Source organism: Acinetobacter sp. AS167, assembly GCF_037152175.1.
In the GTDB taxonomy this organism is placed as follows: domain Bacteria; phylum Pseudomonadota; class Gammaproteobacteria; order Pseudomonadales; family Moraxellaceae; genus Acinetobacter.
This window is the reverse complement of sequence record NZ_JBBCMP010000002.1, coordinates 601,139-627,549: the sequence shown is the minus strand read 5'-3', so window position 1 is coordinate 627,549 and position 26,411 is coordinate 601,139. Positions and strand designations below refer to the sequence as shown.

Genomic DNA, 26,411 nt, shown 5'->3' with positions numbered 1-26,411 from the left:
TCAATGGATAAATTTGTCATTCAAGGTGGTGTAAAACTCGAAGGTGAAGTTCGTATTTCTGGTGCAAAAAATGCGGCTTTACCTTTATTGGCTGCAATGATTCTTGCAGATACCCCGATTACATTAAAAAATGTTCCAGATCTTAAAGACGTTCGTACTTTAGTCAAGTTGATTGGTGGTTTAGGTATCACCATGAATTATGAGGGAGACACGGTTGTCGCAGATACATCTACACTGGATAATCAATTTGCTCCCTATGAACTGGTTAAAACCATGCGTGCATCTATTTTGGTGCTTGGTCCACTCTTGGCGCGCTATGGTAGTGCAAAAGTTTCACTTCCTGGTGGATGTGCGATTGGCTCACGCCCTGTTGATCAGCATTTAAAGGCTTTAGAGGCTTTGGGTGCACAAATTGAGGTCGAAGCAGGCTATGTACATGCCAAAGTGGATGGCCGTTTAAAAGGTGGCGAAGTCATCTTTGATATGGTGACTGTAGGTGGGACTGAAAATATTTTAACTGCAGCAGTATTGGCAGATGGTGTTACTACCATCCGCAATGCAGCCCGTGAACCTGAAATCACAGACCTTGCACTTATGCTCATTAAAATGGGTGCAAAAATTGAGGGTTTAGATACAGATACATTAGTAGTAACTGGTGTGGAAAGTCTACATGGTTGTGAATATTCTGTGGTTGCTGACCGTATTGAAACGGGCTCATATTTAGCCGCCGCAGCCATAACGGGTGGTAAGGTAAAAACCACACATACTGACCCAAATCTTCTTGAATCTGTTTTAGATAAATTTGAAGAAATGGGTGCAGAAGTCACACGTGGTGAAGACTGGATCGAATTGGATATGCTGGGGAAACGTCCGAAAGCAGTTAGCTTCCGTACCTTGCCCCATCCAGAATTCCCAACGGATATGCAAGCACAAATCATGGCGGTAAATGCCATTGGACGTGGTTTTGCAACAATTTCTGAAACGATTTTTGAAAATCGTTTTATGCATGTACCTGAGTTAGCTCGTATGGGCGCAAATATTCAGGTTGAAGGTAATGATGCTGTTGTAACAGGTGTGGAAAAACTATCTGCTGCGCCTGTTATGGCAACTGACCTACGTGCTTCGTTTTCTTTAGTTTTGGCTGCTTTAGCTGCTGAAGGGGAAACCATCATTGATCGTATTTATCATATTGATCGTGGTTATGAAGATATCGAAGCAAAGTTACAAGGTCTAGGTGCCCAAATTAAGCGAGTGAGCGAGTAAGTTAATGAGCGATATGAGAAACGATGATCCAAACTTTGACGTAATGGGCAATTTTGATCATGGTTTAACTTTGGCATTGAGTAAAGGGCGTATTTTAAAAGAAACGTTGCCTTTACTTGAAACTGCTGGAATTAACTTATTGGAAGATCCTGATAAATCTCGTAAGTTGATTTTTCCAACCACACATAAATCCGTTCGTATTTTAATCTTGCGTGCTTCTGATGTACCAACTTATGTGGAAAATGGTGCAGCGGACATAGGTGTAGCGGGCAAAGATGTGTTGATGGAACATGGCGCTCAAAATGTCTATGAACCATTGGATTTAAAGATTGCCAACTGTAAATTAATGACAGCTGGTAAAGTAGGCATGGTTCGTCCTAAAGGGCGTTTAAAAATTGCCACTAAGTATGTAAATTTAACTCGTCAATATTATGCAAGCTTAGGTGAGCAAGTTGATGTGATTAAACTTTACGGCTCAATGGAATTAGCCCCATTGGTTGGTTTGGGCGATTATATTGTTGATGTGGTGGATACTGGGAACACTTTGCGTGCCAATGGTCTAGAGCCTTTGGAAGAAATTTGTAAAGTCTCTTCACGTTTAATTGTGAATAAAGCGAGCTTTAAGCGTAAGCAAACTTTATTAAATCCAATTCTTACTCAGCTTGAAAAAGCAGTAGAAGAGCGTCAAAAAAACAATTAATCCATTCATGTTTGTTCAATAAAGATGCCGTCTAATTTTAGGCGGTTTTTTATGTAATTTATGTTAAAAAATAACCATGCATGAATCAAAAAAGAGCTTATGAAAACACCTCAACAACGCAAAGAACAGTCTATTTTAAAACTTAAAAATTATTCAATTCCTTATATTGACTGGTTACCTGTGATTGAATCTGCAGAAGATGTTCAAGCACGCAGTGCAGAACAAATTGCAAAACGCGCGATTGCTTGTTTATGGGTGATTCAGGTCGCATGTGACCTGAATAATGATCAATATGATGATGAAACAAAGATATTTATATTTGATGTTTTAAAAAAAATGCAAGTTTTTGATGCTTTAACAGAAAAAGAACAGGCAATTTTAAATCGTGATGCTTCCGCACAAGATGTCATCAATATGGTGTGGAAATATGAAGCATATTGGGTGCTGTTATGGGCTTTGGGTATTGTGGATGATTTGAGTTATCCGGTAGATATCGTTGATTGTGATTTTGCAATTCAAGCCGTTTCATCGTGCGATACATTTGCTGCATTTATGGAAAAAGTCCAATTACGAGATATTGAAGAAATCTTAGATCAGGCTGATTTAATTTATCGTTATGATTGGGCATGTGTAAATGCGCGTTTAAAGCAACAGGATGCACCTGAAAATTTAAATTCATCTGTTGTTGTGGAACGGCATGGCGCCTTGAACTGGCTGATTCAGACTGATAGTGACTGGGATTATCCTGATGTGAGTACCTAAATAAAAATTTGCTATATCAAAAGTCATTTGCAATCAAACTTTCCTCTGAAAGTAAATTGAAATGTTGCGGTGATGTTGCCCACAAGATACTTAAAACAAGGTAAACTAAATCTTTCTTAAACAACCTTGTGGGTAAATTGATGCGACGTTTATCGACTCAAGAGCAGAACTTTAAACAAGTCTTTGCTGACTTGTTAGCTTTTGAAACAGTGAGTGATCCTGAGCTTTTAAAAACAGTAGACCAAATTATTGCAGATGTGCGCCTACATGGGGATGCACATGTACTTAAACTCACTCAACAGTTCGATCGACATCCAGCGCATCAATTTTCAGATTTAGAACTGACACAAGAGCAACTTAAAGTTGCATTTGAAGGTTTAACTTCAGAAGTACGTGAAGCTTTGGAAATGGCGGCCAATCGTGTTCGCTCATTCCATCAGGCTCAAAAACAAGACGGTTGGTCCTATGTGGATGAATTAGGAAATACCCTTGGTCAAAAAGTTACCCCTTTAGACCGTGTGGGTATTTACGTTCCAGGTGGTTTGGCTTCTTATCCATCCTCTGTGCTGATGAATGCTCTACCCGCGCACGTGGCTGGGGTAGCAGAAATTATTATGGTGGTGCCTGCGCCAAATGGTGATTTAAATCCTTTGGTATTGGCGGCTGCTTATTTAGCGGGTGTAAGTCGTGTGTTTACGATTGGCGGTGCGCAAGCAGTTGCCGCACTTGCTTATGGAACAGAAACGATTCCTGCGGTAGATAAAATTACAGGACCGGGTAACCGTTTCGTTGCTGCCGCAAAACGTGCTGTTTTTGGTCAAGTTGGTATTGACATGATTGCAGGACCTTCTGAAATTTTGGTTTATGCAGAAGGTCATAATGACGCTAAATGGTTGGCGATGGATGTTTTGTCACAAGCTGAACATGATACGGTTGCGCAAGCGATTTTTATTACGCCTGATGAACAGCTGTTAAATGATGTCGAGCAAGCCATTGAAGAACATTTGGCTACATTACCCAAAGCTGAAATTGCACGAACTTCGATTGCAAATCGAGGTGCTTTGGTCTTGGTTAAAGATCGCCAAGAAGCCATTGATTTGATTAATCAAGTTGCGCCTGAGCATTTGGAATTGTGCTTAGATGATGCTGAGCAGATGTCAGAAAGTATTCGCCATGCAGGTGCAATCTTTATGGGGCGCTATACACCAGAAGCGATTGGTGATTATTGTGCGGGACCTAACCATGTCCTACCTACTTCTGGTACAGCACGTTTTTCATCACCTTTAGGTGTTTATGATTTTCAAAAACGTTCAAGTTTGATCATGTGTTCTGAGCAAGGAGTTAAATCGCTTGCTAAGGCCGCAGATATTCTTGCTCAACAAGAAAATTTAGATGCGCATGCCCGATCAGCTAGATATCGTTATCAATAATTTACCAATGGCCCAGTATCCGTACAAATCCTTCTCCCTTAGGGATAAGGTGAGGATGAGGGCGTAAAAATTTAACTGACTTACGTTTGGGGATTCTATTGAAATGCCCAAACCCTCTCCTAGAGTGAGAGCGCTTATATAAAGTAAGTCATGTGAGAAAAAATACGAGATAAAAATGCCAAATATTAGCCCTGAGCAAATGCGTTTTTGGAGTCCTGAAGTACGTGAGTTAGAACCGTATGTCCCAGGTGAGCAGCCTAAAATCCAAAACTTATTAAAACTGAATACCAATGAAAACCCATATCCACCATCGCCAAAAGTGGTTGCAGCAGTTCAGTCTGTACTTATAGATTCTGCAGATGTATTGCGCCTATATCCAGATCCAGATGCATCAGCACTCAAACAAGCGATTGCTAAGCAACAGCATGTAGCAGTAGAAAATGTCTTTGTTGGTAATGGTTCGGATGAAGTTTTAGCACATATTTTTAAAGCATTTTTTGTTCAAGAAAAACCAATTCTATACCCAGATATTACCTATAGCTTTTATCCTGTTTATAGTCAGTTTTTTGGAATTTCAACCCAAACTAAAATCTTGCCTTTAAATGAGAATTTTGAAATTGATGTGGCTGATTATAAACAGCCGAATGGTGGGATTATCATTACCAATCCCAATGCACCAACCAGTATTGCATTAGAGATATCTGCAATTGAACAAGTCTTGCAAGCCAATCCAGATTCTGTAGTTGTGATTGATGAAGCGTATGTAGATTTTGGTGCTGAGTCAGCCGTGAATCTGGTGGAAAAATACGAAAACTTAGTCGTTTGTCAAACCACTTCAAAATCTCGCTCTTTAGCTGGTTTACGAGTTGGCTTTGCAATTGCACAGCCACATTTGATCGCCGCATTGGAAGCTGTAAAAAATAGCTTTAACTCCTATCCAATTGATCGTTTTGCAATTGCAGCAGCTGTCGCATCATTTGAAGATCAAGAATACTTTGCAGCACAATGTCAAAAAGTGATTGTAAGTCGTGACAAACTTGTTGCAGATCTAGAGTTGCTAGGATTTAAAGTATTACCATCCTCAGCCAACTTTATTTTTGCTTGTTTACCCTCAAAAGATGCTGGTGAATTGGCAAAAGCATTACGTGAACATGGCATTATTGTTCGATATTTTAATAAGCCACGGATTGATCAATTCTTACGTATCACTATTGGTACAGATGAACAAAATCAACGCCTTGTTGATACGCTAAAACATGAGATTTTAGTCTAGAATTCATTTTGAGGTTGATGCCATGTGTTGAGTAAATCTAGCATGGCAGAAACTTTATCAAAACATTCTTGATATTCTGCATTACAATCTGAAGCAATGGTGATCCCACCACCTGCCCACAATGAAACTTCATCTTGATATTTTTGAATTGAACGAATCAAAATATTCCAAGAACCAGTTCCATCAAAATTAAAATACCCCAGTGAGCCGCAATAAGCGCCTCTTGGTGCACTTTCGAGTTCTTCAATAATTTGCATCGCGCGAATTTTGGGTGCGCCGGTAATTGAACCGCCTGGTAGTGCGGTGAATAAAACCTCAAATGGATTTACATCCGATTTTAAGGTTGCAGTGACTTCACTTACCATATGATGTACCTGCTTAAAAGATTCAATATTAAACAGTTTTGGGGTTTTTACTGAACCTGTTTCAGCATATACACTTAAATCATTGCGTAATAAGTCCACAATCATGACATTTTCAGCCTGATCTTTTTCAGAGTGAATCAAGGTATTTTTTGACTGCTCATCTAAAATTGGATCGTCATAACGAGGCATTGTCCCTTTAATGGGTTTGGTGGTGATTTTACGATCAGTCTCGAAATCAATAAATAACTCAGGTGAACAACTGAGTAACTCAAAATCATCAATTTTTAAATAACCTGAATAAGGGGCATCAGTGAGTTTCCAAAAATTTTCGGCTGTATCTAACAGTGAACCGTTTGCTTTTCCTATGAATTCTTGAGTTAAATTAATCTGATAACAATCACCAGCTTTAATATATTTTTGAATTTGTGCAAATGCTTGATCATATTGTGATTTTGTCCAAGTCGCACTACATTTTGATAAAAGTTTAAATTTTTGATTATTTAAGGATTGTGTTGCTAATAACTGTTGTATAAATTTAAAAAATGCTTCTGCGCAAGCTTCTAAACTATAAAAAAATAATTGCCCTTTTTCTTGTTTAATAAAGGTTTTATAAATCCCCACATAAAAATTGGGTTGAGATTTTGTATTAGCGTCAATGTGTTGCCGACTGGCATAGTTGTAATCAATAAAACCCATATATCCCCCCTGAAAAGTATGCTGTGTTTTTGGGGCAGATTGAGTTGTGAAATTAAAAAAGTGATTCAAAGAAGGATTGGTTTTGTCTTTTTGATAATGTGTAAAATGATTTCTTGAATAGCTAAAAAGTTGTTGCTGGATTGAAATGCAATATTGTTCAGGTGAAAAAGCAATAATGTCTTCACCTGAGTTTTTTAAATAGATACAACCGAATAATGAATCAAGTCGGTGTAATAAATCTGCAATGCCATTTGATGGAAAATCTAATAACTTCCGAAACATAGGGAGGTTTAACTCGAGCGCGAAAAGGGTTTGTAAAGCATTATTCTACCTGAAAATAGGACTTATAAAAGTGTTTACCGTTTATCGGTTTAATTGGCTTTTTGATAAACAGCAGTTGAACAAAAAGTAACATACAGTTAATTTAAAAGGGCAAAACGGACTACTCAAGGATTGGTGTTCTAAGTTGTAAAACAACTAAAACAACAGGGAACTACGGAGAGTGGTTAAAAATGAAAAAAAATGCTCTTGGGAGAGTACAGGTTATGAAATTATTTACTAAACTTGCTTTGGTTTCAGCTATCGCTATCAGTTCAAATGCAATGGCAATGCAAGCAATGGATGATGCAGCACTCAGTGCAACAACTGGTCAAGATGGTATTTCTATTGGAATTGGTATTTCAAAAGTTGAAATTGATAAAGTTCATGTGTTTGATGGTGATGGTTTATCTGCAACAGCTAAATTGGCGGATGGTGTAAATGGTACTACCGATGGGACAGCTATCACGGGTGGTACGGCAACAGCTGGTGCAATAACAATTAATAATATTGTATTAACTGCAAATACTGCATCTTTATTACAAAGCCATAATTTGGCAGATATTACTATTGATACTGATGGTAATGCGGGTAGTCCATTCCTAAATATTGGTGCTGCGGTTTCAGGTTTAAATATTTCTTTGGGTAAAATTGAAGTAAATGATGTAGATGCAACGACTACTACAAGCCCTTATAAAGTGGGTACTGGTACTGCAACTATTTTAAATGGTTTAACTTTGACTACGGGTAAAACTGCTGCAAATATCCAATTGGGTAACACTCCACAAGGTGCGATGATTAAATTGGCTGGTAGCATGACTGGTGGTTTAACAATTAGTAATCTTTCATTGCATGATGCATCAACTGGTGGTGGTGGTGATATTGTTCTTGGATCAATTAAATTGACAGATACAGGTTCTAATAACTTATCTACTGATGCAGCTATTGCTGTACGAGCAACAGGTGTGAGCGGTGCTACTGCAGATGGTCTTCAAATTACAGCGATGACTAAACCGACTGATATTTATATTCAAAAAATTCAACTGGGTAGTGCGTCAGCAGCTTCAATTGGTGATATTGCGATTAGTGGTTTGAAAGTTTATAACGGTAGTGCTGGTACAACTCCAGGTGCTGTGATCACAATTTCTGGTCACTAAGTTTAGTTATTAGAAAATGAAAGACGCATGCAACGCATGCGTCTTTTTTTTACAAAAAAGCTGAGTAAAAGCGACAAAAGTTGAAAAAAAAACTGTTTTTTTTTTCAAAAAACGTTATCTTCTAATCACAGGGAAGTAGAGTGTTCACTCTAAAAATAAAATCAGCACTTTAGGCAAAATACTGCCGATACTTGATAGTTAAAATTATGTTAGAAATTACTTTAGGTTCGGCATTAATGTATTATTTTGCCAACCATGCCCTAGATGTGAAACCCAAGCCAAAGGATGCAATTTACTATACTGAGCTTGCGGATTCCAGAGATAAATCGTTTACACGTAACCATCGTGAAATGGTACATGTTAAACCCGCCTTGGAAAATCAATTCCGTGGCATTGTACGTCAAGCATATGACTATAGCTGTGGTTCTGCTGCATTAACAACACTGTTAAATGGTTATGTTGGGACAAATTTAACTGAACAGCAAACCATGGAAGGCTTATTACGCTTTGGAGAATACAATCGTATTATTGAGCGTCGAAGTTTCTCATTGCTGGATATGAAGCGTTTTGTTGCTGCAATTGGATATGAGAGTGGTGGTTATAAGGGGGAGTTCACCGATTTAATCAACCAAAATCAACCCGTAATTGTTCCGATTTCTTATGCTGGTTTTAAACATTTTGTTGTATTTAAAGCATATAAAGATGGCCGAGTTTATGTCGCGGATCCTGCATTGGGGAATATTAGTTTTGATCAAGAGCGATTTAAGGACGTTTGGGAAAACAACACATTATTTGTGATCAATGCTCCTAAAGATCAACAACGGAATATGTTGGCCTTACAGGATGCCGATATGCGCCATGTGGATGATGCAACTATTAACCGCTATGCTTTAGTTGAAGCACAATATTCAACCGATTATACCAATAAATTAGCCGATAAGGCTTCTACGATGCGTAAGGTGATTGACCAAGATACCAAGTCTGCGACATACAATCAGCCAATTACATCCTATATGCGACTCTATTATAAACGTAAGTAAAGATGGATTAAAAATTACATAACTGAATTGGATTTTTGGAATAGGAATAATATGAATAATCAATGGATGAAAAGAACTTTACTTGCAATGAGTATTCAGTTTGCAATTGGAAGTTTATATGCAGCGGAGACAGATACAAGTGCTGAGGTTGCAGTAGATCAGGCTACAAGCACAGACAATAACAGTTCTGAAAACACGAGCCAAACAGTTCCTGTTACAGATGTTAAAGAAGATGTAATAATTAATAAAGATGAAACAAAATCTTTAGCACCTAAGCCTGGTACGCAAGCGGCAGAAGCATTACAGAAAAAAGAAGGCGATGCCTCACAAGAAACTAATTTACAAGAAGTTTTTACATCTAATGAGCGTCAATACTCTTTAATTAAAAAGGGTGAAATCTCAACTTTTTATGATTTAGATTATTCATACTATCGTGATTCACAGTTAAATTTAGGGATTAATGAAGGAACAGCCTACCAGCTCCGTGTTGATGAGGATGCTAGCCATACCATCAGTAATACTTTTACTGCGCAGTATGGGGTACGGGATAATTTAACCTTTACCGCATCTATCCCTTTTATTGCCAAATCAGATAGCTTGAAAGATGCCACGGCTGCAGGTTTGGGGGATATTAATTTAGGTGCTCGTTGGGAACCTTTCCCACTGAAAGCAGGACGATTACCTTTAATTTTATTTGGTAGCTTATCGACTAAAACTGGTGACAGTCCATATGAAATAAACCCTGAAAAAGACCTTTCAACAGGTAAAGGGTATTATTCAGTAGGAGTCGGTGCAAGTACCCGTAAATATATCGATCCAGTCGTACTCTTTGCATCTGTTTCTGCTAATTATGGATTTAAAGAAACTGGCTTGAATCAAGTCCGTGGTGGAGGTAATGCTAATGGGCAAGGTGGGGATCAGACTTATCAACGCGTTTTAGAAGAGTTTGATCCTGGTATGACAGGTGGTTTCTCTTTTGGTTTTGCATATTCATTTAACTATGATGTTTCGATGACTATGTCATACCAACAATCATTTAATATGAATACTTCATTTAAATATAAACCCACAGAAGGACTTGCAGATTCATATAAAGCAGCTGACCAATCTAGTGGAATGTTTTCAATTGCTTTAGGGGTTCGTGTTAATCCAGATACGATTGTAAATGGAACATTGGGTATTGGTTTAACTGAAGATTCACCAGATATTTCACTTGGCTTGTCTTTCCCATTGGACATCTTAGGCTTCGGTAAGAAGAAAGCTCACTAAAGGAGTGTAAAGTATGAAAAACATACGTTTGCGCCCATTAGTTACAGCGATTTTATTAACAGGGTGTTCGACTCAAGTATTTGCACATTTAGGACTTAACCTATCTGTAGATATACGCTCATTAACAATGGGGAATGCGGTAACTGCAGACCCACCGGGGATCAGTGCGATTCATTTTAACCCTGCCGGGTTAACTAAACTCAAAGGTTTGCAAACTGATGTACAGGGAATTATTGCAAACTTTGATGTACAGCGTGAATTTTCAGCCCCTCCTGGTTATAACGTGTTTGGGTATTCTGATGATCCTCTCATCTGTAATGATACGCCAGATAATCCTTCAAGTCTTTGTACAGATTATAAGGATTCAGTGCGTGGGGACGTGGAATACGCAAGTTTATATATTCCTATTCTAAAGAAAGTGGTGGATTTGGGGCCCGGTTGGCCAGTTTTAGCACCAACGGGGGGGATTTCTTATAATCCCCCTGGCTCAAAATTGACCTATGCAACAGCTGCATATGCTCCAATGGTTGCAGGCTTTGGTTCGGAAGATGGCAATCCTGGTAATTTTATGGGGCAACAAGTTGCGATTGAAAGGATAACCTACTTATCTCCATCTGTTGCCTACCAAGTCAGTGATGAACTGTCTATTGGTGCTTCAATAGGAATGTCATATAACGCAATGGCATTAAAAACCGATTTAAGATTTCCGAATGAAATGATCGGCGTTTTACGAATGATTGATGAGTCTGTTTGTGGTCCTTTCCGAAATAATTCAAATGTGATTACTGATCTCCTGCTATTTGGTATTTGTAATGCCGATGAAGGAATGAATCCTTTTGGCCAATTCGGAAAAATGCAGGTTAGTCTGGAGCAGAGTTTAAGTCCAAGTTATAACTTAGGCTTAATGTGGGAACCTACAGAGAATTTTGGTTTTGGTATGGTTTATCAAAGCTCAGCTAAAATGCGTATGAAAGGTAAATACTTTATCGACAATGCTAATGCACCACGAGAGCTGATAAAAGGTTTGAATTCTTCGGCAACAGGGCAAATTCTTGCTGCGATTTTAGGTTTTCCTGGTTATATCCCACCAACTGAATCTGGTTTGATTTCAATGGATTTGGAATATCCAGCTCACTTCCAAGCGGGGATAAAATATAAGGTTTTACCTGATTTACAGGTAAACTTTGACGTGGGCTGGACAGATTTTAAAGCATGGGAAAAGTTTCAGTTCGAATTCGATCGGCAAATTTCAGCATTAAAAATTGCAAAATTATTATCTAATCAAGTTACAGATACATCATTGGCTTTTCCATTGGGCTTTAAGTCTCCATGGAGTTGGGGCATCGGTGTTGAGTATTCTGCAAATGATCGCTTAAAGCTTCGTGCAGGTTATGAACCTCGTGCTAGTGCAATCCCAGATGATAAGCGTAATACCATGGTTCCGATTAACAATGCGCAATTATTTGGTTTAGGTTTGGGCTATCGTTTTGATGAAGATACGGATATTGACTTGTCTGTGGGTTTCCTGCGTAGTCGAGATAATATTCCTGCAAACACAAGTAGTTTGGCAAACAAAACAGGGGTAGATAACTTGCTACTGAACCCTTATGCTGGTTTGAATGTAAAAACCAATACAAAAGTTACAATTCTAGGGATTAACTACAGAACGAGATGGTAATGCGTTTAAACCTTGAAAAAAAAACAGTCGTAACCTCTTTGTGGCTAGCTTTAAGTTTTAGCTCAGCCACATCTGTTTCTTATGCTGCCAATTTTTATACCATTATTGGCCCTGATGGGCATCCAATGATTGTTCAGAAGCCTGAAACTAGTCCCAAAGGGGAAGTAAAGCAAAAAAACAAACAAATACAAGAAACTAAAGTTACAAAGTCAAATGTGCAAGGGATAGAAACCCTACCTGTAGTTAAACATAATCAGAAAGAGATTGAGCCGAAGAGTGCTTCATTGACTGTTCCGACTTCTCAGCCTGCCAGCCAACCTCCTTTAATGGATAACAACAAAGCTAAAGCTCAAATGAATCCTGTTCCGGCAACAGATCAGTCTTCATCGTCAGTATCACGAAAAACAACTCCTCAACTTGTCGTCGAACAGTCTTCACGGAAGCCCATTAGTACTGTTCAACAAAAAAATAAAGTCGAAAAACTAGCGAAAGAGAGTACACCACGCCAAGATGAAGTAAAGATCAATCAAGAGGTTGTGCCGAAAAATACTCAACCTGTAGAAGATCAGCATTTTACTGTCATTGATGGTGAAAAATATGTAAATAATGAGTATTTAGAAGATCGCGAATTCAATTTAGAAGGTAAAAAAAGATTTTATATGACGCCAGAAATTGGCGCAGTTCATGGGCGATATGAAACTATTGAACGACAAAAAGGGCTTAGTGCGAGTCTTTTAAACCGTATTCGTGGGAATTCAGAATCTGAAGAAAAGAAGCCCGTTGTTTTATCTTCTACCTATTTTCGTTTAGCTAAAGATGAGGTTGTTCAAAATTTAGAACAATCATGTTTCTCTGGAAAAAAATTAGTTAAAGCGAAAGATTTATCAATAAAAAATCAAGAAATTGGGCTTTGGCCAGTCGCACCAATTAAAGAAAGTTTTGCCTATGAAGTGGTGAAATTAGACCCTAAAGTGCAAAATGTATTATTAACATCGTATGCATCTTCTTCAAAGATCCAAAGTTATTATTGGCCATTAGTTGTATTTTTAGATGGACAAGGTTGTGTCCTTGAAGGTGTGAGTGGTTTTAAAAATGATGAATCTCACGACAATAATTTACAATACGCAGCGATGGAAGGCGTTTTAAGAAAACCTGATCAGGCAGTATATCTATTTTTAACACCATTATCCTCAGCATTAGATGTGGAAAATAAACAGTTAACAAATCATGGACAAATTAAGCTGAGTGTTATTCAGTAAGGATGAAAATATGAAAAAAAGATTATTAGCCCCTTTCGTTTTAACGAGTTTAGGCTTAGCACTCGCAGGTTGTGGCGGTGAAAGTTCGACAGTGAATGAAGATCCTTATAAAGGCATTAAAACGTATTCAAATGGTTGTGATGCTGATACTACAGAAAAATGTTTAGGTTTTTATGTTGACTATCCTGTTGATGGTTTAAATTTTGATTGTAGTACCGATACGAAAAATCATTATGTAACTAAACTTGAGGGTGGGTTAGCACTTGGTGGTTGTTTAATTGGAGATAAAGCGAAGTTCTTTATCCAAGGTTCTGAATCGGAAAGAAAAATCATTTTAGGTGATGTTGATCTTGCAAAAATTCGTCCGTTGAAAGTTCGTGGTCAACCTGCTGCTATTGGCTTGATCGATATTGCAAGTGCCATGACAGGTAAACAACCAGAAAGTATGACCATGAGTGATGATACGTTCAAGGTGATGGTTGGGTTGGTCCGAGTTTTCCAAGCGATAGGATTGGAACAGGATGCCAATCAAATAGGGGATGTACAACCAATTGAATTATCAGATAATATTAAAAATAATTTAAAAGCAGTTGATGCCAATATTGTCGTAACTGATTTTATTAATGGCAGTTATGTTGCAAAACTAAAACCATGGATCAATGTAGAAGCTGTTAATGAGGCTTCGGCAATTGCGACTGCGCAACGTTTGGTTCAACAGTCACTGGTTAATATTTATTCGACAAATTTCCTTATATTTAGTGGTGCGAACGTTGATATTCAAGGCTTTACAGGTAAAAGTGATTTAAGTACCAAGAATGAATCTATTGCCAACATGTATGTTGTTACTGACCGTCAAGGCTATACCTCAGGATATGCTATGCAATGGGTTGGCGTACCTCAAAAAGTGGAAGAGAGTACAATTGCTGACTCACTGTTAAAATTTTTACTGCTAAATCAAGTTGTTCCACAAAAACTTAATGTAAATGCCCAACAAGGTTGGATTAACCCACTCACACGTAAAATTACATCTCCACTTGTGTTTAAAAAAGATCAAAGTTCAACGGATAAACTTGAAATTTATCAGGGAGCTTTGCTGAATAATACCAATGTTGCTGGCACAGAGTATATGTATAAGCGAGCAACAGGCGCAACAACAGCACCTACCGATCCAACAGTATACGGGAAATGGCGTCAAACTTTAAATGGTGATCAGCTTTCTGGGGGGATTGATATTTATAAAACTAATCCTGCTAATTACTTAGATCGCAAAGTTTTCCTGACTAAAAATACAGTAAAAACTGGTGAAAAATATTACTTCCCACTGTATGCAAATATTACATTTACGTTTGATAACAAAGAAGTTTCTCCAAATACGCAAACACTCGGTATTGTGATTGATGAAAATGGAGATATACGTACCAATTTAGGTAAAAATAGTGCTCTAAATTCAGATACATGTGCTGATGTAGATCCAAGCACTTATATTGACAAAGAAACAGGGGTACAACAATATCGTATTGGAACCACAGGTACAGCCTATATTAATGGGAATGTTGAAAAGTCGATTACAATGCGTATGATTTTAGCAAATCCTGTATTTGGCAGCCTTGATGGTGCATTAGCAGGTTTAAATGAAACATTAGTGATTACACCAACTAGCGGTACATCTAATGATGATTTAGCCAAAGCATCTGTATCTTCAGGTGGTATACGTTTAAATCTTCAGAGATTAATCAATGAACAAAACACATCCAGTGGTGTAAATATTACCAGTTGGAATGGGGATCAAACGATTACTGCAACATGGGTAAATCTACAGGCAGTTTATCAATCAATCTATAACAATGTTGAAGCAAATAAAGAGAAAGTTACAGCTGAGCAAAAAGAGTTAGCGAAACGTTTATCGGGGACATTAACTGTAAGTTTACCGCAGTGTTATAGCATTAAAACCAAGTAGTTTATGTCGATTAAAAAGCCTCAATTCAAGTGATTAGAATTGAGGCTTTTTTTTACTCATATTTTTAATACTGGGCAGTTGATCAAAGGAATATCTATTCGATATTATCCTGTTTGGTCTAATCGAGTGCCCAAAGTTTCAAGATGCATTGGAAATGTATTGGTTTTCCGGTCTTCAAAATAATGTCTTAAGGTGCGTTCTACACTTGGAAAAGCTAAATCGTTCCAAGGAATTTCATGTTCATCAAATAAACGACTTTCAATGGTTTCTTCACCAGCACCAAATACACCATCTTTTATTTGTGTTTTAAATAAAACATAAACTTGCCCAATCCGTGGAATATTATACATGCAGTAGAGCTGTTCAATCTCAACCTCAGCTTCAGATTCTTCACGTGTTTCACGAGCTGCGCCTTGTTCCATGGTTTCAAATAGTTCCATATAACCAGCAGGCAAAGTCCATAGTCCATAACGTGGTTCAATAGCACGCCGACAGAGTAAAACTTTATTTTCCCAGATCGCCAGTGCACCACAAATAACTTTGGGGTTAATATAATGAATGGTGCCACAGTGTGTACAAACTTTACGGATTTTTTGATCACCTAAAGGAATTTTTTCTATGGTTGTATGACCACATGCACTGCAAAAACTCATAAGCTTCATTAAAAATGTGAGATAACTCAGCATAACTGAAAAATTCTACTTTCGCATCATTTATAGCCTTATCGATAAAATTTCCTATATGATAGAACAAGAACAAAAAAGATAGAGTGAGATCAATGAAGGATGATGAGCTAACCCAAGTATTGCAAAATAGATTACGTTTTGGCAAAAGAACCTATCCAGCCAATGCCGCAGTGCTCATTGCTATTACTCAAGAAGCTGATCCTAAAATTTTGCTGACAAGACGTTCTGCTTACTTATCAAATCATGCTGGAGAAGTTTCCTTTCCTGGTGGTAAACGCGATCCAAATGATACCAGTAATATCGTTGTGGCTTTGCGAGAAGCATGGGAAGAAACCGCACTCAATCCATTTGATGTCAAGCTGATTGGTGATTTACCCATGGAGCGGGCAAAAAGTGGAATAACGGTAAAACCTGTGGTGGGATTAATCCCGCCTGACATTCAGTTGATTGCTCAGCCAAGTGAAATTGATCGTATATTCTATGCCCCGATTAAAAAAATGATGGAATCACAGCCTATTCCTTATGAAGTACGTTTGGCACATCAATCGGTGTATTTTCCCAGTTTAAGAATTGAAAATGAAATCATTTGGGGTTTAACCGCTCGAATTCTGATTTCATTATTTAAATATGGTTTGGATTATCAAAAAAACTGGCCGTTTTTATTGAACTCTCCATCTTTTAAGTCACAAATATTCAATAAGAAGTAATGCTAAAAAGTTATGATCAAAGCCAATGGTCTCAAAATATCTCAAAGGAATGTAATACCATGATGTATAAATTTAAAGGTTTTGCACCACAAGCTTTGCATGCACCTTTTGATGGTTGGATTGCGGATAATGCTACAGTGATTGGCCAAGTGGAACTCGGGCAACAAGTCAGTGTATGGTTTGGTGCAGTCATTCGTGCGGACAACGCTAAAATTCATATTGGGAATTTTAGTAATGTTCAAGAAAATGCCGTTTTACATACAGATACAGGGATTGAATTAATCGTTGGCGATTATGTGACCATCGGGCATCAAGCCATGTTACATGGTTGTACGATAGGCGATAATAGTTTAATTGGTATTAACGCTGTAGTTTTAAATCATGCTGTGATTGGTAAAAATTGTATCATAGGTGCAAATAGTTTGATTCCAGAAGGTAAAGTTATTCCTGATAATTCCTTGGTGGTGGGTTCGCCGGGTAAAGTCGTAAGAACGTTGGATGAGAATGCGGAGAACTTATTAAAAATGAGTGCTTTGCATTATGCCTCCCATTACAAGAATTTTATTGATTTAGAAGAGTTTAAATTTGAATAAATGACTAGTTTTAAAATTTGTCACTTAAATGCCAAGCACAATGTCTTGGCATTTTTATGGATTATTTTGATCTAATGGATTTTATCTGACAGGCTTTATCTCTAAGCTCTCGCGCTATTGAAATGAGTGGAGTATCATAGGCAACATTTTTAACATGGTAAGGTTGTGCATGAAATTGCTGGCATTGGAAACTGCCAATGAGCAGTGTTCCGTTTCGATTGTTGATGAAACTCAAACACTCTATTTTCAACTTGATACGCGAGCAAAAGCACAAACTCAAACCATTTTGCCGATGATTGAGCAAGGTTTTGAGCAAAATAAAATTTCCAATAAAGACTTGACTGCAATTGCATTTAGTCGTGGACCAGGCTCTTTTAGTGGTGTACGTATCAATGCAGCTGTGACTCAAGCTTTGGCATGGGCAAATGATATTCCTGTGATTCCAGTTTCAACCTTGCAAGCGCTGGCTCAAGCTTCTTATCGTCAGGCCCAATTGACTGAAGTGACCGCTGTTTTAGATGCGCGTATGCAGGAAGTCTATATGGCAAGTTTTAAGCTTGACCAAAATAACATTATGCAACTTGTAGACGAAGAAAAATTATTGGACTATCAACACGCTGCGGAATATCAAAAATATATCTTGATCGGTTCAGGTTCAGCTTTGGTGAATGTTGAGGCAATAGCGTTTCAACAAATTGCTGCTTCCGCTGATGATATTGCCACAATTGCGCGTCAAAATGCACTGCAAAAGCAATGGTTCAGTGCAGAGCAGGCCTTACCTGTATATTTACGTGATAATGCATGGAAGAAAATTCCAGAACAAGGTAAACCATAATCGTTTTTCGCTTTAATTTTTAGGATTTCACAATGGATCTTTTACTGCTACTCAAAGCAGCCATTATGGGTATTGTTGAAGGTATTACCGAATTCTTACCTATTTCAAGTACAGGGCATTTAATTCTTGCATCCGAGCTAATGAATTTCTGGACCAAAGAAAAGAGTGATTTATTTGTTGTTGCCATTCAAATGGGCGCGATCGCTGCAGTGATTTATGAGTATTGGAGCAAGCTTTGGGGCGCAGCAACTGGTTTGTTTTCAGGTGAACCGAAAGGCCGTCATCTTGGGATCAGTATTATTGCGGCCTCTATTCCAATTATGCTTGTTGGCTTGACATTTGGGGATATCGTAAAAGAGCTGCTGTTTAATGATATTTCTGTTGCGATTGGTTTGATTGTCGGTGGTTTAATCATTTGGTGGGTTGAAAAAAATCCTCCAAAAGTCAATGCAGTTGAAGTGGATAATATTTCTATTAAAGAAGCCATTTATATTGGTTTAATCCAAGTATTGGCGCTTATTCCGGGAACTTCACGCTCAGGTGCAACCATTATTGGTGGCATGATGTTGGGTGTATCCCGTAAGGCTGCGACTGAATTTTCATTTTTCCTTGGCATACCTGTAATTGTCGGCGCAGGTTTATTAGATCTTTTTAAGAATTACCATATTTATGAAACGACACAAGATTGGACTGTATTCTTTGTGGGTCTTATCGTTTCTTTTGTTTCTGCTTTAATTTTGATCCGTATTTTGGTGGCTTATGTTTCTAAGCGTGATTTCATGGTCTTTGCTTGGTATCGTATTGCTTCAGGTTTGTTGATTTTATTGTTTGCATTAACAGGTTGGAAATTATGGTAAGCGAAATTCGCTTATTTACTGAATCCACATTTTTTGAGAAAGCACAGTCCTACCAAACTGTGCTTTCTTTACGTGGTGTCATAGTAAACATTGCAACAATTGAAAACCTCAATGCACGGTTTTTAAGGCTGAACCCTGAACTTGCCTTGTGTGTCGATGAACAAGGTTTAAGCCTGTGCGCCAATGGCATGAAAATGCAACCTGACTGGAAAGCTGAAATCCCACGTTTAAAACGTGCCAGTTTAAAATCTGAAATGATTGCACGGGCATGTAGTATTTCAGAAAAACCAAACTTAATTGATGCAACTGCGGGTCTAGGACATGACGCATTATTGATGGCGCATTTAGGGGCAAAAATAACCCTGATCGAACGTCATCCAATTTTATTTACTTTACTGGAAGATTCAAAAAAACAGCTAGAAAACGATCCATTTTTAGCCAAAGTTGTTGAGCGTATTGATTTGGTTTTTTCTGATTCAGCTGAATATTTACAACAATTGATAATCACGCATAAAACTGTTGATGTTGTTTATTTAGATCCGATGTTTCCGCAACGGGATCAAAATCAGCAAGCCATAAAAAAACAGGCTCAAGTCAAAAAGCAAATGCAGCTATTACACATGCTTTTACCAGAAGATGGTGAAATGGATTTAGGCGATCATCTTTTAGTCCTAGCACGGCAAATTGCGAAGCGAGTTGTGGTAAAACGTCCTAGACTGGCTGTATTTTTAAATGATCAGGCAACCGATCATCAATGGCAAGGTGATGCTTGTCGTTTTGATGCCTATTTTAACAGCAAACTTATTGAGTAATTTGGTAACTGTTTCAATAATAGTCGAATTATTGATATATAGTTAAATCAAAGATTGATAATTTTTTAGCCAAGCCTAAACTAGATAGGCTGATTGAAGCCACTGCCTTAACAGAATCTTTATGATAGATCTTAAACCCTCGATTAACTTTTGGCATGATTTGAAAAGTAACCAACGTGCAGGGATTTGGTTATTCTTAGGTTCGCGAAAGTCTTTACAAATTGTTCGTCCATCTATTCTTCAACTGATTTTTTGGGGACTGTTGGGTGCAGGTGCCAATACACTGTTTAGCTGGTTAGTTGCTGGTGATGGTGGTGTTTTTAATCGACAGGGTCTTGTCAGCTATGCATTGTGGCCTTTTATTGCCTTGATTGTGGGGATTTTTCTATCACAACGTACCAATAATCCACGCTTGATGTTGGTTCCAGCACTGTTATGGTTAGTGCTTGATACGCATATCATGTTGTTTCAATGTTTGCTTCAATATTTGGGCAACCAAGATCTACTGCCTTATTTCACTTATGATGTGATCCCATTGCTATTTTTTGCTTTGTTTATTTGGCAAAGCCTTGCTGTAGTATGGGTTTTTTCAAGAGAATTACAATGGCCATGGTGGGAACGTGCCTTAATCATGTTTGCTACAATAGCCACTTTGTTCACTTGGCAGGTTTCGATCAAGGAACAGCCAATTTGGAAAGTAGAAGAAGTTCCTCCGAGTCTCAGTGAAAGTGCTTTTTATGCACAAAGTCATTTGCTCAATAAAGCATTGGAACAGGTGCAGTTTGGTGAGTTTGCTCAAACACATTGGTACTTTTTGGGTGTTGCGGGTGCTAGTTATCAAGACGTGTTTAAATTTGAAATTGATCGAATTAAAGAACAATTTGATACCCGTTTTGGAACTTTTGGACGCTCTGTTGAGTTGGTTAATAACCCACAAAGCATTAAAGACACTCCTATTGCATCTAAAACCAGTATCGACCTTGCTTTACGCCGTATTGGTCAACAGATGAATCGCGAAAGTGATGTATTGTTTCTTTATATGACTTCTCATGGCTTACCTAATCGTTTTGAACTAGAAAATGAACCGATTAATTTGGATGATGTCGATCCAAAATGGTTAAGAGAAACCCTAGACAAATCGGGTATTCGTTGGAAAGTGATTGTGATTTCAGCCTGTTATTCAGGTAGCTTTGTTTCAGCACTCCAATCACCAGATACTTTGATTATTACTGCTTCTGCAGCAGACCGTGCTTCATTTGGTTGTTCAAATGAAGCTGATTATACTTATTTTGGTCGAGCTTTCTTTGATCAGGCAATGCGTGAACAAGGCTCTCTCAAAGCCGCATTTAAAGAAGCGACTGAAACAGTTGCGAAATGGGAAAATGCACAAGGCTTTGATCCATCTGAACCGCAATGGGTGATTGGGAAAAATATGGAAATGATGTTACCGCAATTGGAACAACATTTATTTCCTCAACAAGGGGCTATTACTACTGCTCAAACTCAAAATGTAAAACTGAATACACAACAAAAGCCATGATAAATAGCGGCGCTTTAAATGCGAAAGCAAAAGCGCTTTTAATTTATATTTAGGTTGATTGTATTGATGCTTTAAGACTGTAGTTCTAAACAATTTAAAGATCGAAATATGGAGCGATGCGCGAATGGAACTTTTAAGTAAAAATATCTGTTTTGATGGTGAACAAAGAATTTACCAAATTCAGTCAAATTATTTAAAAGGGGCAACGAAGTTTGCGACATATCTTCCGCCTCAAGCATTAAAAGGACAGAAATGTCCTGCATTATTCTATTTAGCAGGACTGACTTGTACGGAAGAAACCTTTATTATTAAAGCACATGCGCAACGGTTGGCATCTCAGCTTGGCTTGATCTTGATTACACCAGATACATCGCCTCGTGGTGAACAGGTTGCGCAAGGTGATTCATGGGATTTGGGACAGGGTGCCGGATTTTATATTAATGCAACTCAAGCACCTTGGGCTGAGCATTTTCAGATGGAAAGTTATATTGTAGATGAACTTTATCCATTACTGATAAAAACTTTTCCAATTCAATCTGAGGCAGTGGGAATATTTGGTCACAGCATGGGCGGGCATGGCGCATTAACACTTGCTTGGAAACATCCAAATTATTTTAAATCAGTGTCCGCATTTGCCCCGATTTGTGCGCCTACTGAATGCCCTTGGGGTGAGAAGGCTTTTTCTCATTATTTAGGATCGAATAATCGTTCAGAATGGGCAAAGCATGATGCAACCCAGTTACTGCTTTCTAAAGGTCAGTTATTTGACGAAATACTTATCGATCAAGGCTTAAAAGATCAGTTTTTTAGTCAATTGAATCCTGAGAAATACCAGAAAGCCTGTAATAAAGTAGGGCAAAAAATCACATTAAGATTTCATGAAGGCTATGATCATGGTTATTATTTCATTCAAAGCTTTATTGATGACCATTTACAGTTTCATGCTTTGCAATTGCAAAAATAGTTGGGTCACCTAACAAAAAATTAAATTTTGAGTAAAAGTAAACTATAGTTTACTTTTACTCTATTTCTTTCAGCTTAGAAAAAATATAAACTACTTTTTGAGGTTTTATTTCATATCATTTTAGATTGTCATTAAATAATTTAAATAAAGAGAAGAATATGCAAGAACAAATACCGCCTCCATTTCCAAGTCATTTGAATTTGGAAAAGGGCGCTACACCACCAGAAATACAGCAACCCATAGACCAGCAGTATCCTAAAATTCATCGTTTTAAATTTCACGGTGATGCGATGGAATATTTTGGTATATGGATTGTGAATATCCTATTGACCATCATCACCTTAAGTTTGTATGCACCTTGGGCGAAAGTGCGTCGTTTACGTTATTTTTATGGCAATACTGAATTCTTTAAAAGACGTTTTGACTTCACGGGTATTCCAACCAAGATTTTAGTTGGACGATTGATTGCATTGGGTATTTATGCAGCCTTTTCAATTTCCTCGCAGTATTCCATGATTGCAACGGTAGTTGGTCTAGTTGTGCTATATGCAGCAGTACCTTGGCTTATTCGGGCAACAATGCGCTTTACTGCAAGAAATAGTAAGTTTGGAAATAGTCGTTTTTATTTTGCGGGAACCACAAAAGAATCCTATAAAGTCTTTTTTCTTAGTATTTTAATTTATATTTTTAGTTTAGGTATATTTTCTCCTGTTGCGATCTGGTTGTATAAAAAATACTACATTGATCATTTATATGCAGGTCAGTTGGATTTTAAATTGAATGCCGATTGGTCAGCTTATATGGGTGCAGTCTACATTCCAATTTTTATGTCTTTTGGAATCATGCTTGTATTTGGCATTATCTATTTTGGTATTATCGGTTTTATTGCTGGGTATACACCAAACTTTTTTATCTTTGGTGTCTTTGCAATGTATGCTGTGGCAGGTTTGTTTATTTATCCATTGATCGCGGCACGTATTTTTATTACTACATGGAACAATACAACGGTGGGGAGCAGCCAATTTAAAACAGATTGTAATCAATGGCGTTATGCATGGATTGTGGCATCAAATTGGCTGGTTAAAATTCTAAGCATTGGTTTAATGTCTGCATGGGCGGCAATTCGTATTCACAAATATCAAGTTGATTCGATGAGTTTAATTTTGCATGATGATCCAGATCAAATGATGAATCTTGCACAGCAAGAGCAAAGTGCTTTAGCTGAAGAAATTAGTGACATCTTCGACATTGATATTTCTTTATAATGATATGAGTTGAATAATTTATGTCACGACCAATAGAAGTCATTTTCTATGATGGTGTGGTGTCTAAACCACACCATGCCCAACTTTCTGCTCAATCTGAGTTCGAAGTGCTGATTCAGTATGGTGAGCGTTTAGAGCATCAACGCCGTTATGCATATCGCGATATGGAATTAATTGGCGCACTGGGGCAATTAAATCCTGCGATTGAGCTTAAAGATGACGCTAGGATTGAGTTTCAGGGGGCTTTACCAGAATGGTTTAATTTTGGGACTAAAAATGTTCAGCATTCAATTTGGAAATTAGAACGTTCTCCAAGTTTAATTGTATTCAGTATCGTCTTTGTCGCGGTTTTTGTTTTTGCTTTAGTGAAATGGGGTGTTCCAGCAGCATCACATTATGTTGCTTTTCAGCTGCCTGAAAATAGTTTGAATAAATTAGGTGATGAAGCGGAAAAATATGTATTGAATAATTGGACTAACCCCAGTCATTTGGCACAAGGTCAAAAAGATCTAATTTCCAAGCAATATCTAAATACCATCGCTGAAGGAAAACCTGCAAAATTGGTCTTCCGTGAAGGTGGGCAATTGGGTGCCAATGCAGTGGCTTTACCCAACAATACCATTATTATCACTGATGAGTTGATTGAAATGGCGCATAGTGATCAAGAGATTTTAGGTGTATTGGCTCATGAGCAAGGGCATTTGGTTGAACGGCATAGTTTACAACAAGGCTTGACCAGTCTGGGGTTGAGTGTGTTGTATATTGCCATGACGGGTGATAGTTCAGACCTATTGACCTCGTTACCTGCCGCGATGATCGGTGCAAATTATTCACGTAAATTTGAAGCTGAGGCGGATATGTATGCGCTGAAATTGATGGATCGTAAAGGCATTGAAGTGTCTCATTTTGCGAATTTCTTACAACGCTTAAGTGATGAAACTGCACTGGAAGAAAAACCAAAGCAATCAGGTAAAACAGCAGAAGCTGATAAAAAAGCGGATCCAAATAAAAAACAACCTCAAAATGAATCTAGTGAAAAAGAAAGCTCTCTAGAGATTTTTGATGCCTTATCTTCACATCCTGCAACTGAAGAACGCGTTAAAATGGTTCGTGATTTTGAGAAAAAACAACAGGCTAAACCTTAAGCAGTATAGATAAGCGATGTTTTATCTATAGATTGTGCAAGGTGGTGGTGACTTGATCTAGGGCTTAATGAAGCCCTTTATTTTTTTTGTATTTTCTCAAAAGATTAGATTATTCGCTAAAACCCATATCATCAAGTAATAGACAGTCACTCATTCAATCAGATTAATTGCTATGACCTGATAAATGACCAAGATAAGTAAAACTGTTGCTTTTTAAAACAACCCAATAAGGTAAGTTTGTTATAATGGGAAAAATATTTCTCTTTGCCAGGTTGTTTCATGTCCAAGCCATTTCTGATTGCACCTTCAATTTTATCTGCCGATTTTGCCCGTCTGGGTGAAGATGTGGAAAAAGTATTGGCAGCTGGTGCAGATGTTGTCCACTTTGATGTCATGGATAACCACTATGTTCCAAACCTAACTTTTGGTGCGGGTATATGTAAGGCATTAAAGAAATATGGGATCAAAGCCCCGATTGATGTGCATCTTATGGTTTCACCTGTGGATCGTATGATTGGTGATTTCTTAGAAGCAGGCGCAGATATTATTACTTTTCATCCTGAAGCAACACATCATATTGACCGTTCATTACAATTGATTAAAGATGGTGGTGCTAAAGCAGGTTTGGTATTTAATCCAGCAACACCTTTGCATTATCTCGACTATGTTTTAGATAAAGTGGATCAAGTGCTTTTAATGAGTGTAAACCCTGGCTTTGGCGGCCAAAAATTTATTCCAACGACTTTGGATAAATTACGCGAAGCGCGTAAAATTATTGATGCTTCAGGTCGTGACATTCGGTTAGAAATTGATGGCGGTGTTGGCCCAGCAAATATCCGTGAAATTGCTGAAGCAGGAGCTGATATGTTTGTTGCTGGTTCGGCGATTTTTAGTAAACCTGATTATCAAGTTGTGATTAACGAAATGCGTGCTGAATTAGCAAAAGTTGGACAAGTTTCGGCTTAAACTTTTCCACAAGTGTATTGTGTGAATTGTGGATAACTCTGATGATAACTATATGGATAACCATGTTGATAAGCATATGGATAAGCTGGGTATAGATTAATCAAAGGTGATCAATCGTTTATCATGTATGCAATTTCTGTTTAAAAAGAGCCCAAATGGGCTCTTTTGTTATAAAAATTATCTGCTCTTCATCAATTTGATTATTCATTTTTTATTCAAAGTAGAATTGATGCTAAATTATTCAGTGATATTGGCAATCTTTCCACATGATATTTGCCAAAATCGTTATTATTGGCTATGCTCTTAGCTTCATTATGGATTAAAACATAGGTTTTAGTTTTGTTTAGACAACTGCACAAACAGCTTTGGTTTGTTTGTCTTATGGTTTTTGCCATAGGTTGGAGCAGTGTGTCTATTGCATCTGTAAATATGATGCAACATGCGCAAATGATGAATGCATCACTTTTAGATGAACATCAATCGATGATGAAAAACAGTACTGTAAAAGAAATGAAACAACACTGTTTAGACATACAACAAAAACAAAATGATCAAAAATTGCGTCTCAATCATGAGCAGCAGGTGCAAAATTTAAAAGATTGCCATAATCTACAGGTTCAATCTCAAGATACGCAGCAGAGCAAATGCCTAGACTGTGCTGCATTATCATGCCAATCTTCAGTGGTTTGGTTCAATCCTGATATTCCCAAATTGATTGCACCCGATCATCTGCACAACACTCAAGCCTATCAAATCAATTACCAAGCTCAGCACCTCGCAGGGCATTGGCAGGAAATCCTACGTCCTCCAAAAGCTTAATCTGATTTTAGACACTTTTTTATTCAAAATTGCTTGTTAAAATTTAGGTTAAGTT

The 26,411-nt window shown here is 37.8% G+C and carries 24 protein-coding genes; 22 read left to right on the top strand and 2 right to left on the bottom strand.

Annotated features, from left to right (window positions below):
* The first annotated feature begins 3 nt into the window (after positions 1 to 3).
* The 5 genes from murA (at position 4) to hisC (ending at position 5,428) form a co-directional block, all read left to right on the top strand.
* Positions 4 to 1,263, top strand: coding sequence for a UDP-N-acetylglucosamine 1-carboxyvinyltransferase (gene murA / locus WFN33_RS06155; protein ID WP_336952097.1), 1,260 nt, complete (start codon positions 4 to 6; stop codon positions 1,261 to 1,263).
* A 4-nt stretch (positions 1,264 to 1,267) separates the two neighbouring features.
* Positions 1,268 to 1,963 carry an ATP phosphoribosyltransferase gene (gene hisG / locus WFN33_RS06150; protein ID WP_056515646.1) on the top strand — a complete coding sequence of 232 codons (696 nt, stop codon included), beginning with the start codon at positions 1,268 to 1,270 and terminating at the stop codon, positions 1,961 to 1,963.
* A gap of 99 nt (positions 1,964 to 2,062) precedes the next feature.
* Positions 2,063 to 2,725 (top strand): DUF4272 domain-containing protein, encoded by a 663-nt coding sequence (locus tag WFN33_RS06145; protein WP_336952096.1) that lies wholly within the window; start codon positions 2,063 to 2,065, stop codon positions 2,723 to 2,725.
* A gap of 128 nt (positions 2,726 to 2,853) precedes the next feature.
* Entirely contained in the window at positions 2,854 to 4,155 is a 1,302-nt protein-coding gene (gene hisD, locus WFN33_RS06140; RefSeq protein ID WP_336952095.1) for a histidinol dehydrogenase, read from the top strand.
* A 175-nt stretch (positions 4,156 to 4,330) separates the two neighbouring features.
* The gene (gene hisC / locus WFN33_RS06135) at positions 4,331 to 5,428 is read left to right on the top strand and encodes a histidinol-phosphate transaminase (protein WP_336952093.1); all 1,098 of its coding nucleotides are present in this window, start codon (positions 4,331 to 4,333) and stop codon (positions 5,426 to 5,428) included.
* Here hisC and WFN33_RS06130 read toward each other — a convergent pair.
* Positions 5,425 to 6,771, bottom strand: coding sequence for an anthranilate synthase component I family protein (locus tag WFN33_RS06130; protein ID WP_336952092.1), 1,347 nt, complete (start codon positions 6,769 to 6,771; stop codon positions 5,425 to 5,427). The two genes, hisC and WFN33_RS06130, sit on opposite strands and share 4 nt — an antisense overlap.
* A gap of 263 nt (positions 6,772 to 7,034) precedes the next feature.
* On the opposite strand from WFN33_RS06130, the gene filA reads away from it, so the two are divergent.
* The 6 genes from filA to filF all read left to right on the top strand — a co-directional run bounded on the left by filA (position 7,035) and on the right by filF (position 15,167).
* Positions 7,035 to 7,964, top strand: coding sequence for a putative pilus system protein FilA (gene filA, locus WFN33_RS06125; RefSeq protein ID WP_336952091.1), 930 nt, complete (start codon positions 7,035 to 7,037; stop codon positions 7,962 to 7,964).
* Positions 7,965 to 8,170: 206 nt separating this feature from the next.
* On the top strand, positions 8,171 to 9,004 hold the full coding sequence (gene filB / locus WFN33_RS06120; RefSeq protein WP_336952090.1) for a putative pilus system C39 family peptidase FilB: 834 nt from the start codon (positions 8,171 to 8,173) through the stop codon (positions 9,002 to 9,004).
* Positions 9,005 to 9,055: 51 nt separating this feature from the next.
* Positions 9,056 to 10,273 (top strand): putative pilus system protein FilC, encoded by a 1,218-nt coding sequence (gene filC / locus WFN33_RS06115; RefSeq protein ID WP_336952089.1) that lies wholly within the window; start codon positions 9,056 to 9,058, stop codon positions 10,271 to 10,273.
* Positions 10,274 to 10,286: 13 nt separating this feature from the next.
* Positions 10,287 to 11,951: a putative pilus system OmpP1/FadL family transporter FilD gene (gene filD / locus WFN33_RS06110; protein ID WP_336952088.1), complete on the top strand. Its 1,665-nt coding sequence runs from the start codon at positions 10,287 to 10,289 to the stop codon at positions 11,949 to 11,951.
* Entirely contained in the window at positions 11,951 to 13,210 is a 1,260-nt protein-coding gene (gene filE / locus WFN33_RS06105) for a putative pilus assembly protein FilE (RefSeq protein ID WP_336952087.1), read from the top strand. Before filD ends, filE begins: the two co-directional genes overlap by 1 nt.
* Before the next feature lie 10 nt (positions 13,211 to 13,220).
* The gene (filF, locus tag WFN33_RS06100; protein ID WP_336952086.1) at positions 13,221 to 15,167 is read left to right on the top strand and encodes a putative pilus system protein FilF; all 1,947 of its coding nucleotides are present in this window, start codon (positions 13,221 to 13,223) and stop codon (positions 15,165 to 15,167) included.
* Between the two features lie 104 nt (positions 15,168 to 15,271).
* Here filF and WFN33_RS06095 read toward each other — a convergent pair whose 3' ends face one another.
* A complete protein-coding gene (locus WFN33_RS06095) occupies positions 15,272 to 15,820 on the bottom strand; it encodes an NUDIX hydrolase (RefSeq protein ID WP_336952085.1) in 549 nt (182 codons plus the stop codon).
* 125 nt (positions 15,821 to 15,945) lie between these two features.
* Here WFN33_RS06095 and WFN33_RS06090 point away from each other — a divergent pair, with 125 nt between their 5' ends.
* From WFN33_RS06090 to WFN33_RS06040, 11 genes are all read left to right on the top strand, one after another.
* Positions 15,946 to 16,560, top strand: a complete 615-nt coding sequence (locus tag WFN33_RS06090; RefSeq protein WP_336952084.1) for a CoA pyrophosphatase — start codon at positions 15,946 to 15,948, stop codon at positions 16,558 to 16,560.
* A gap of 59 nt (positions 16,561 to 16,619) precedes the next feature.
* Positions 16,620 to 17,153 carry a gamma carbonic anhydrase family protein gene (locus tag WFN33_RS06085; protein WP_336952083.1) on the top strand — a complete coding sequence of 178 codons (534 nt, stop codon included), beginning with the start codon at positions 16,620 to 16,622 and terminating at the stop codon, positions 17,151 to 17,153.
* A 169-nt stretch (positions 17,154 to 17,322) separates the two neighbouring features.
* Positions 17,323 to 17,988: a tRNA (adenosine(37)-N6)-threonylcarbamoyltransferase complex dimerization subunit type 1 TsaB gene (tsaB, locus tag WFN33_RS06080; protein WP_336952082.1), complete on the top strand. Its 666-nt coding sequence runs from the start codon at positions 17,323 to 17,325 to the stop codon at positions 17,986 to 17,988.
* A 32-nt stretch (positions 17,989 to 18,020) separates the two neighbouring features.
* Positions 18,021 to 18,845 carry an undecaprenyl-diphosphate phosphatase gene (locus tag WFN33_RS06075; RefSeq protein WP_336952081.1) on the top strand — a complete coding sequence of 275 codons (825 nt, stop codon included), beginning with the start codon at positions 18,021 to 18,023 and terminating at the stop codon, positions 18,843 to 18,845.
* On the top strand, positions 18,839 to 19,657 hold the full coding sequence (locus WFN33_RS06070) for a class I SAM-dependent methyltransferase (protein WP_419820030.1): 819 nt from the start codon (positions 18,839 to 18,841) through the stop codon (positions 19,655 to 19,657). Before WFN33_RS06075 ends, WFN33_RS06070 begins: the two co-directional genes overlap by 7 nt.
* Positions 19,658 to 19,778: 121 nt before the next feature.
* Positions 19,779 to 21,197 (top strand): C13 family peptidase, encoded by a 1,419-nt coding sequence (locus WFN33_RS06065; RefSeq protein ID WP_336952080.1) that lies wholly within the window; start codon positions 19,779 to 19,781, stop codon positions 21,195 to 21,197.
* Positions 21,198 to 21,321: 124 nt separating this feature from the next.
* Positions 21,322 to 22,161 carry an S-formylglutathione hydrolase gene (gene fghA, locus WFN33_RS06060; protein ID WP_336952079.1) on the top strand — a complete coding sequence of 280 codons (840 nt, stop codon included), beginning with the start codon at positions 21,322 to 21,324 and terminating at the stop codon, positions 22,159 to 22,161.
* Between the two features lie 158 nt (positions 22,162 to 22,319).
* On the top strand, positions 22,320 to 23,426 hold the full coding sequence (locus WFN33_RS06055) for a YjgN family protein (RefSeq protein ID WP_336952078.1): 1,107 nt from the start codon (positions 22,320 to 22,322) through the stop codon (positions 23,424 to 23,426).
* Between the two features lie 20 nt (positions 23,427 to 23,446).
* Positions 23,447 to 24,571 carry a M48 family metallopeptidase gene (locus WFN33_RS06050; RefSeq protein ID WP_336952077.1) on the top strand — a complete coding sequence of 375 codons (1,125 nt, stop codon included), beginning with the start codon at positions 23,447 to 23,449 and terminating at the stop codon, positions 24,569 to 24,571.
* 279 nt (positions 24,572 to 24,850) lie between these two features.
* Positions 24,851 to 25,537, top strand: a complete 687-nt coding sequence (gene rpe, locus WFN33_RS06045) for a ribulose-phosphate 3-epimerase (protein WP_336952076.1) — start codon at positions 24,851 to 24,853, stop codon at positions 25,535 to 25,537.
* A 408-nt stretch (positions 25,538 to 25,945) separates the two neighbouring features.
* Positions 25,946 to 26,356 (top strand): hypothetical protein, encoded by a 411-nt coding sequence (locus tag WFN33_RS06040; RefSeq protein ID WP_336952075.1) that lies wholly within the window; start codon positions 25,946 to 25,948, stop codon positions 26,354 to 26,356.
* The last annotated feature ends 55 nt before the right edge of the window (positions 26,357 to 26,411 follow it).

Excerpts from the sequence above, each read along its gene's own strand:
- murA (WP_336952097.1), top strand. The coding sequence starts at position 4 with ATGGATAAATTTGTCATTCAAGGTGGTGTAAAACTCGAAGGTGAAGTT.
- hisG (WP_056515646.1), top strand. The coding sequence starts at position 1,268 with ATGAGCGATATGAGAAACGATGATCCAAACTTTGACGTAATGGGCAAT.
- WFN33_RS06145 (WP_336952096.1), top strand. The coding sequence starts at position 2,063 with ATGAAAACACCTCAACAACGCAAAGAACAGTCTATTTTAAAACTTAAA.
- hisC (WP_336952093.1), top strand. The coding sequence starts at position 4,331 with ATGCCAAATATTAGCCCTGAGCAAATGCGTTTTTGGAGTCCTGAAGTA.
- WFN33_RS06130 (WP_336952092.1), bottom strand. The coding sequence starts at position 6,771 with ATGTTTCGGAAGTTATTAGATTTTCCATCAAATGGCATTGCAGATTTA.
- filA (WP_336952091.1), top strand. The coding sequence starts at position 7,035 with ATGAAATTATTTACTAAACTTGCTTTGGTTTCAGCTATCGCTATCAGT.
- filB (WP_336952090.1), top strand. The coding sequence starts at position 8,171 with ATGTTAGAAATTACTTTAGGTTCGGCATTAATGTATTATTTTGCCAAC.
- filC (WP_336952089.1), top strand. The coding sequence starts at position 9,056 with ATGAATAATCAATGGATGAAAAGAACTTTACTTGCAATGAGTATTCAG.
- filD (WP_336952088.1), top strand. The coding sequence starts at position 10,287 with ATGAAAAACATACGTTTGCGCCCATTAGTTACAGCGATTTTATTAACA.
- filE (WP_336952087.1), top strand. The coding sequence starts at position 11,951 with ATGCGTTTAAACCTTGAAAAAAAAACAGTCGTAACCTCTTTGTGGCTA.
- filF (WP_336952086.1), top strand. The coding sequence starts at position 13,221 with ATGAAAAAAAGATTATTAGCCCCTTTCGTTTTAACGAGTTTAGGCTTA.
- WFN33_RS06095 (WP_336952085.1), bottom strand. The coding sequence starts at position 15,820 with ATGAGTTTTTGCAGTGCATGTGGTCATACAACCATAGAAAAAATTCCT.
- WFN33_RS06090 (WP_336952084.1), top strand. The coding sequence starts at position 15,946 with ATGAAGGATGATGAGCTAACCCAAGTATTGCAAAATAGATTACGTTTT.
- WFN33_RS06085 (WP_336952083.1), top strand. The coding sequence starts at position 16,620 with ATGATGTATAAATTTAAAGGTTTTGCACCACAAGCTTTGCATGCACCT.
- tsaB (WP_336952082.1), top strand. The coding sequence starts at position 17,323 with ATGAAATTGCTGGCATTGGAAACTGCCAATGAGCAGTGTTCCGTTTCG.
- WFN33_RS06075 (WP_336952081.1), top strand. The coding sequence starts at position 18,021 with ATGGATCTTTTACTGCTACTCAAAGCAGCCATTATGGGTATTGTTGAA.
- WFN33_RS06070 (WP_419820030.1), top strand. The coding sequence starts at position 18,839 with ATGGTAAGCGAAATTCGCTTATTTACTGAATCCACATTTTTTGAGAAA.
- WFN33_RS06065 (WP_336952080.1), top strand. The coding sequence starts at position 19,779 with ATGATAGATCTTAAACCCTCGATTAACTTTTGGCATGATTTGAAAAGT.
- fghA (WP_336952079.1), top strand. The coding sequence starts at position 21,322 with ATGGAACTTTTAAGTAAAAATATCTGTTTTGATGGTGAACAAAGAATT.
- WFN33_RS06055 (WP_336952078.1), top strand. The coding sequence starts at position 22,320 with ATGCAAGAACAAATACCGCCTCCATTTCCAAGTCATTTGAATTTGGAA.
- WFN33_RS06050 (WP_336952077.1), top strand. The coding sequence starts at position 23,447 with ATGTCACGACCAATAGAAGTCATTTTCTATGATGGTGTGGTGTCTAAA.
- rpe (WP_336952076.1), top strand. The coding sequence starts at position 24,851 with ATGTCCAAGCCATTTCTGATTGCACCTTCAATTTTATCTGCCGATTTT.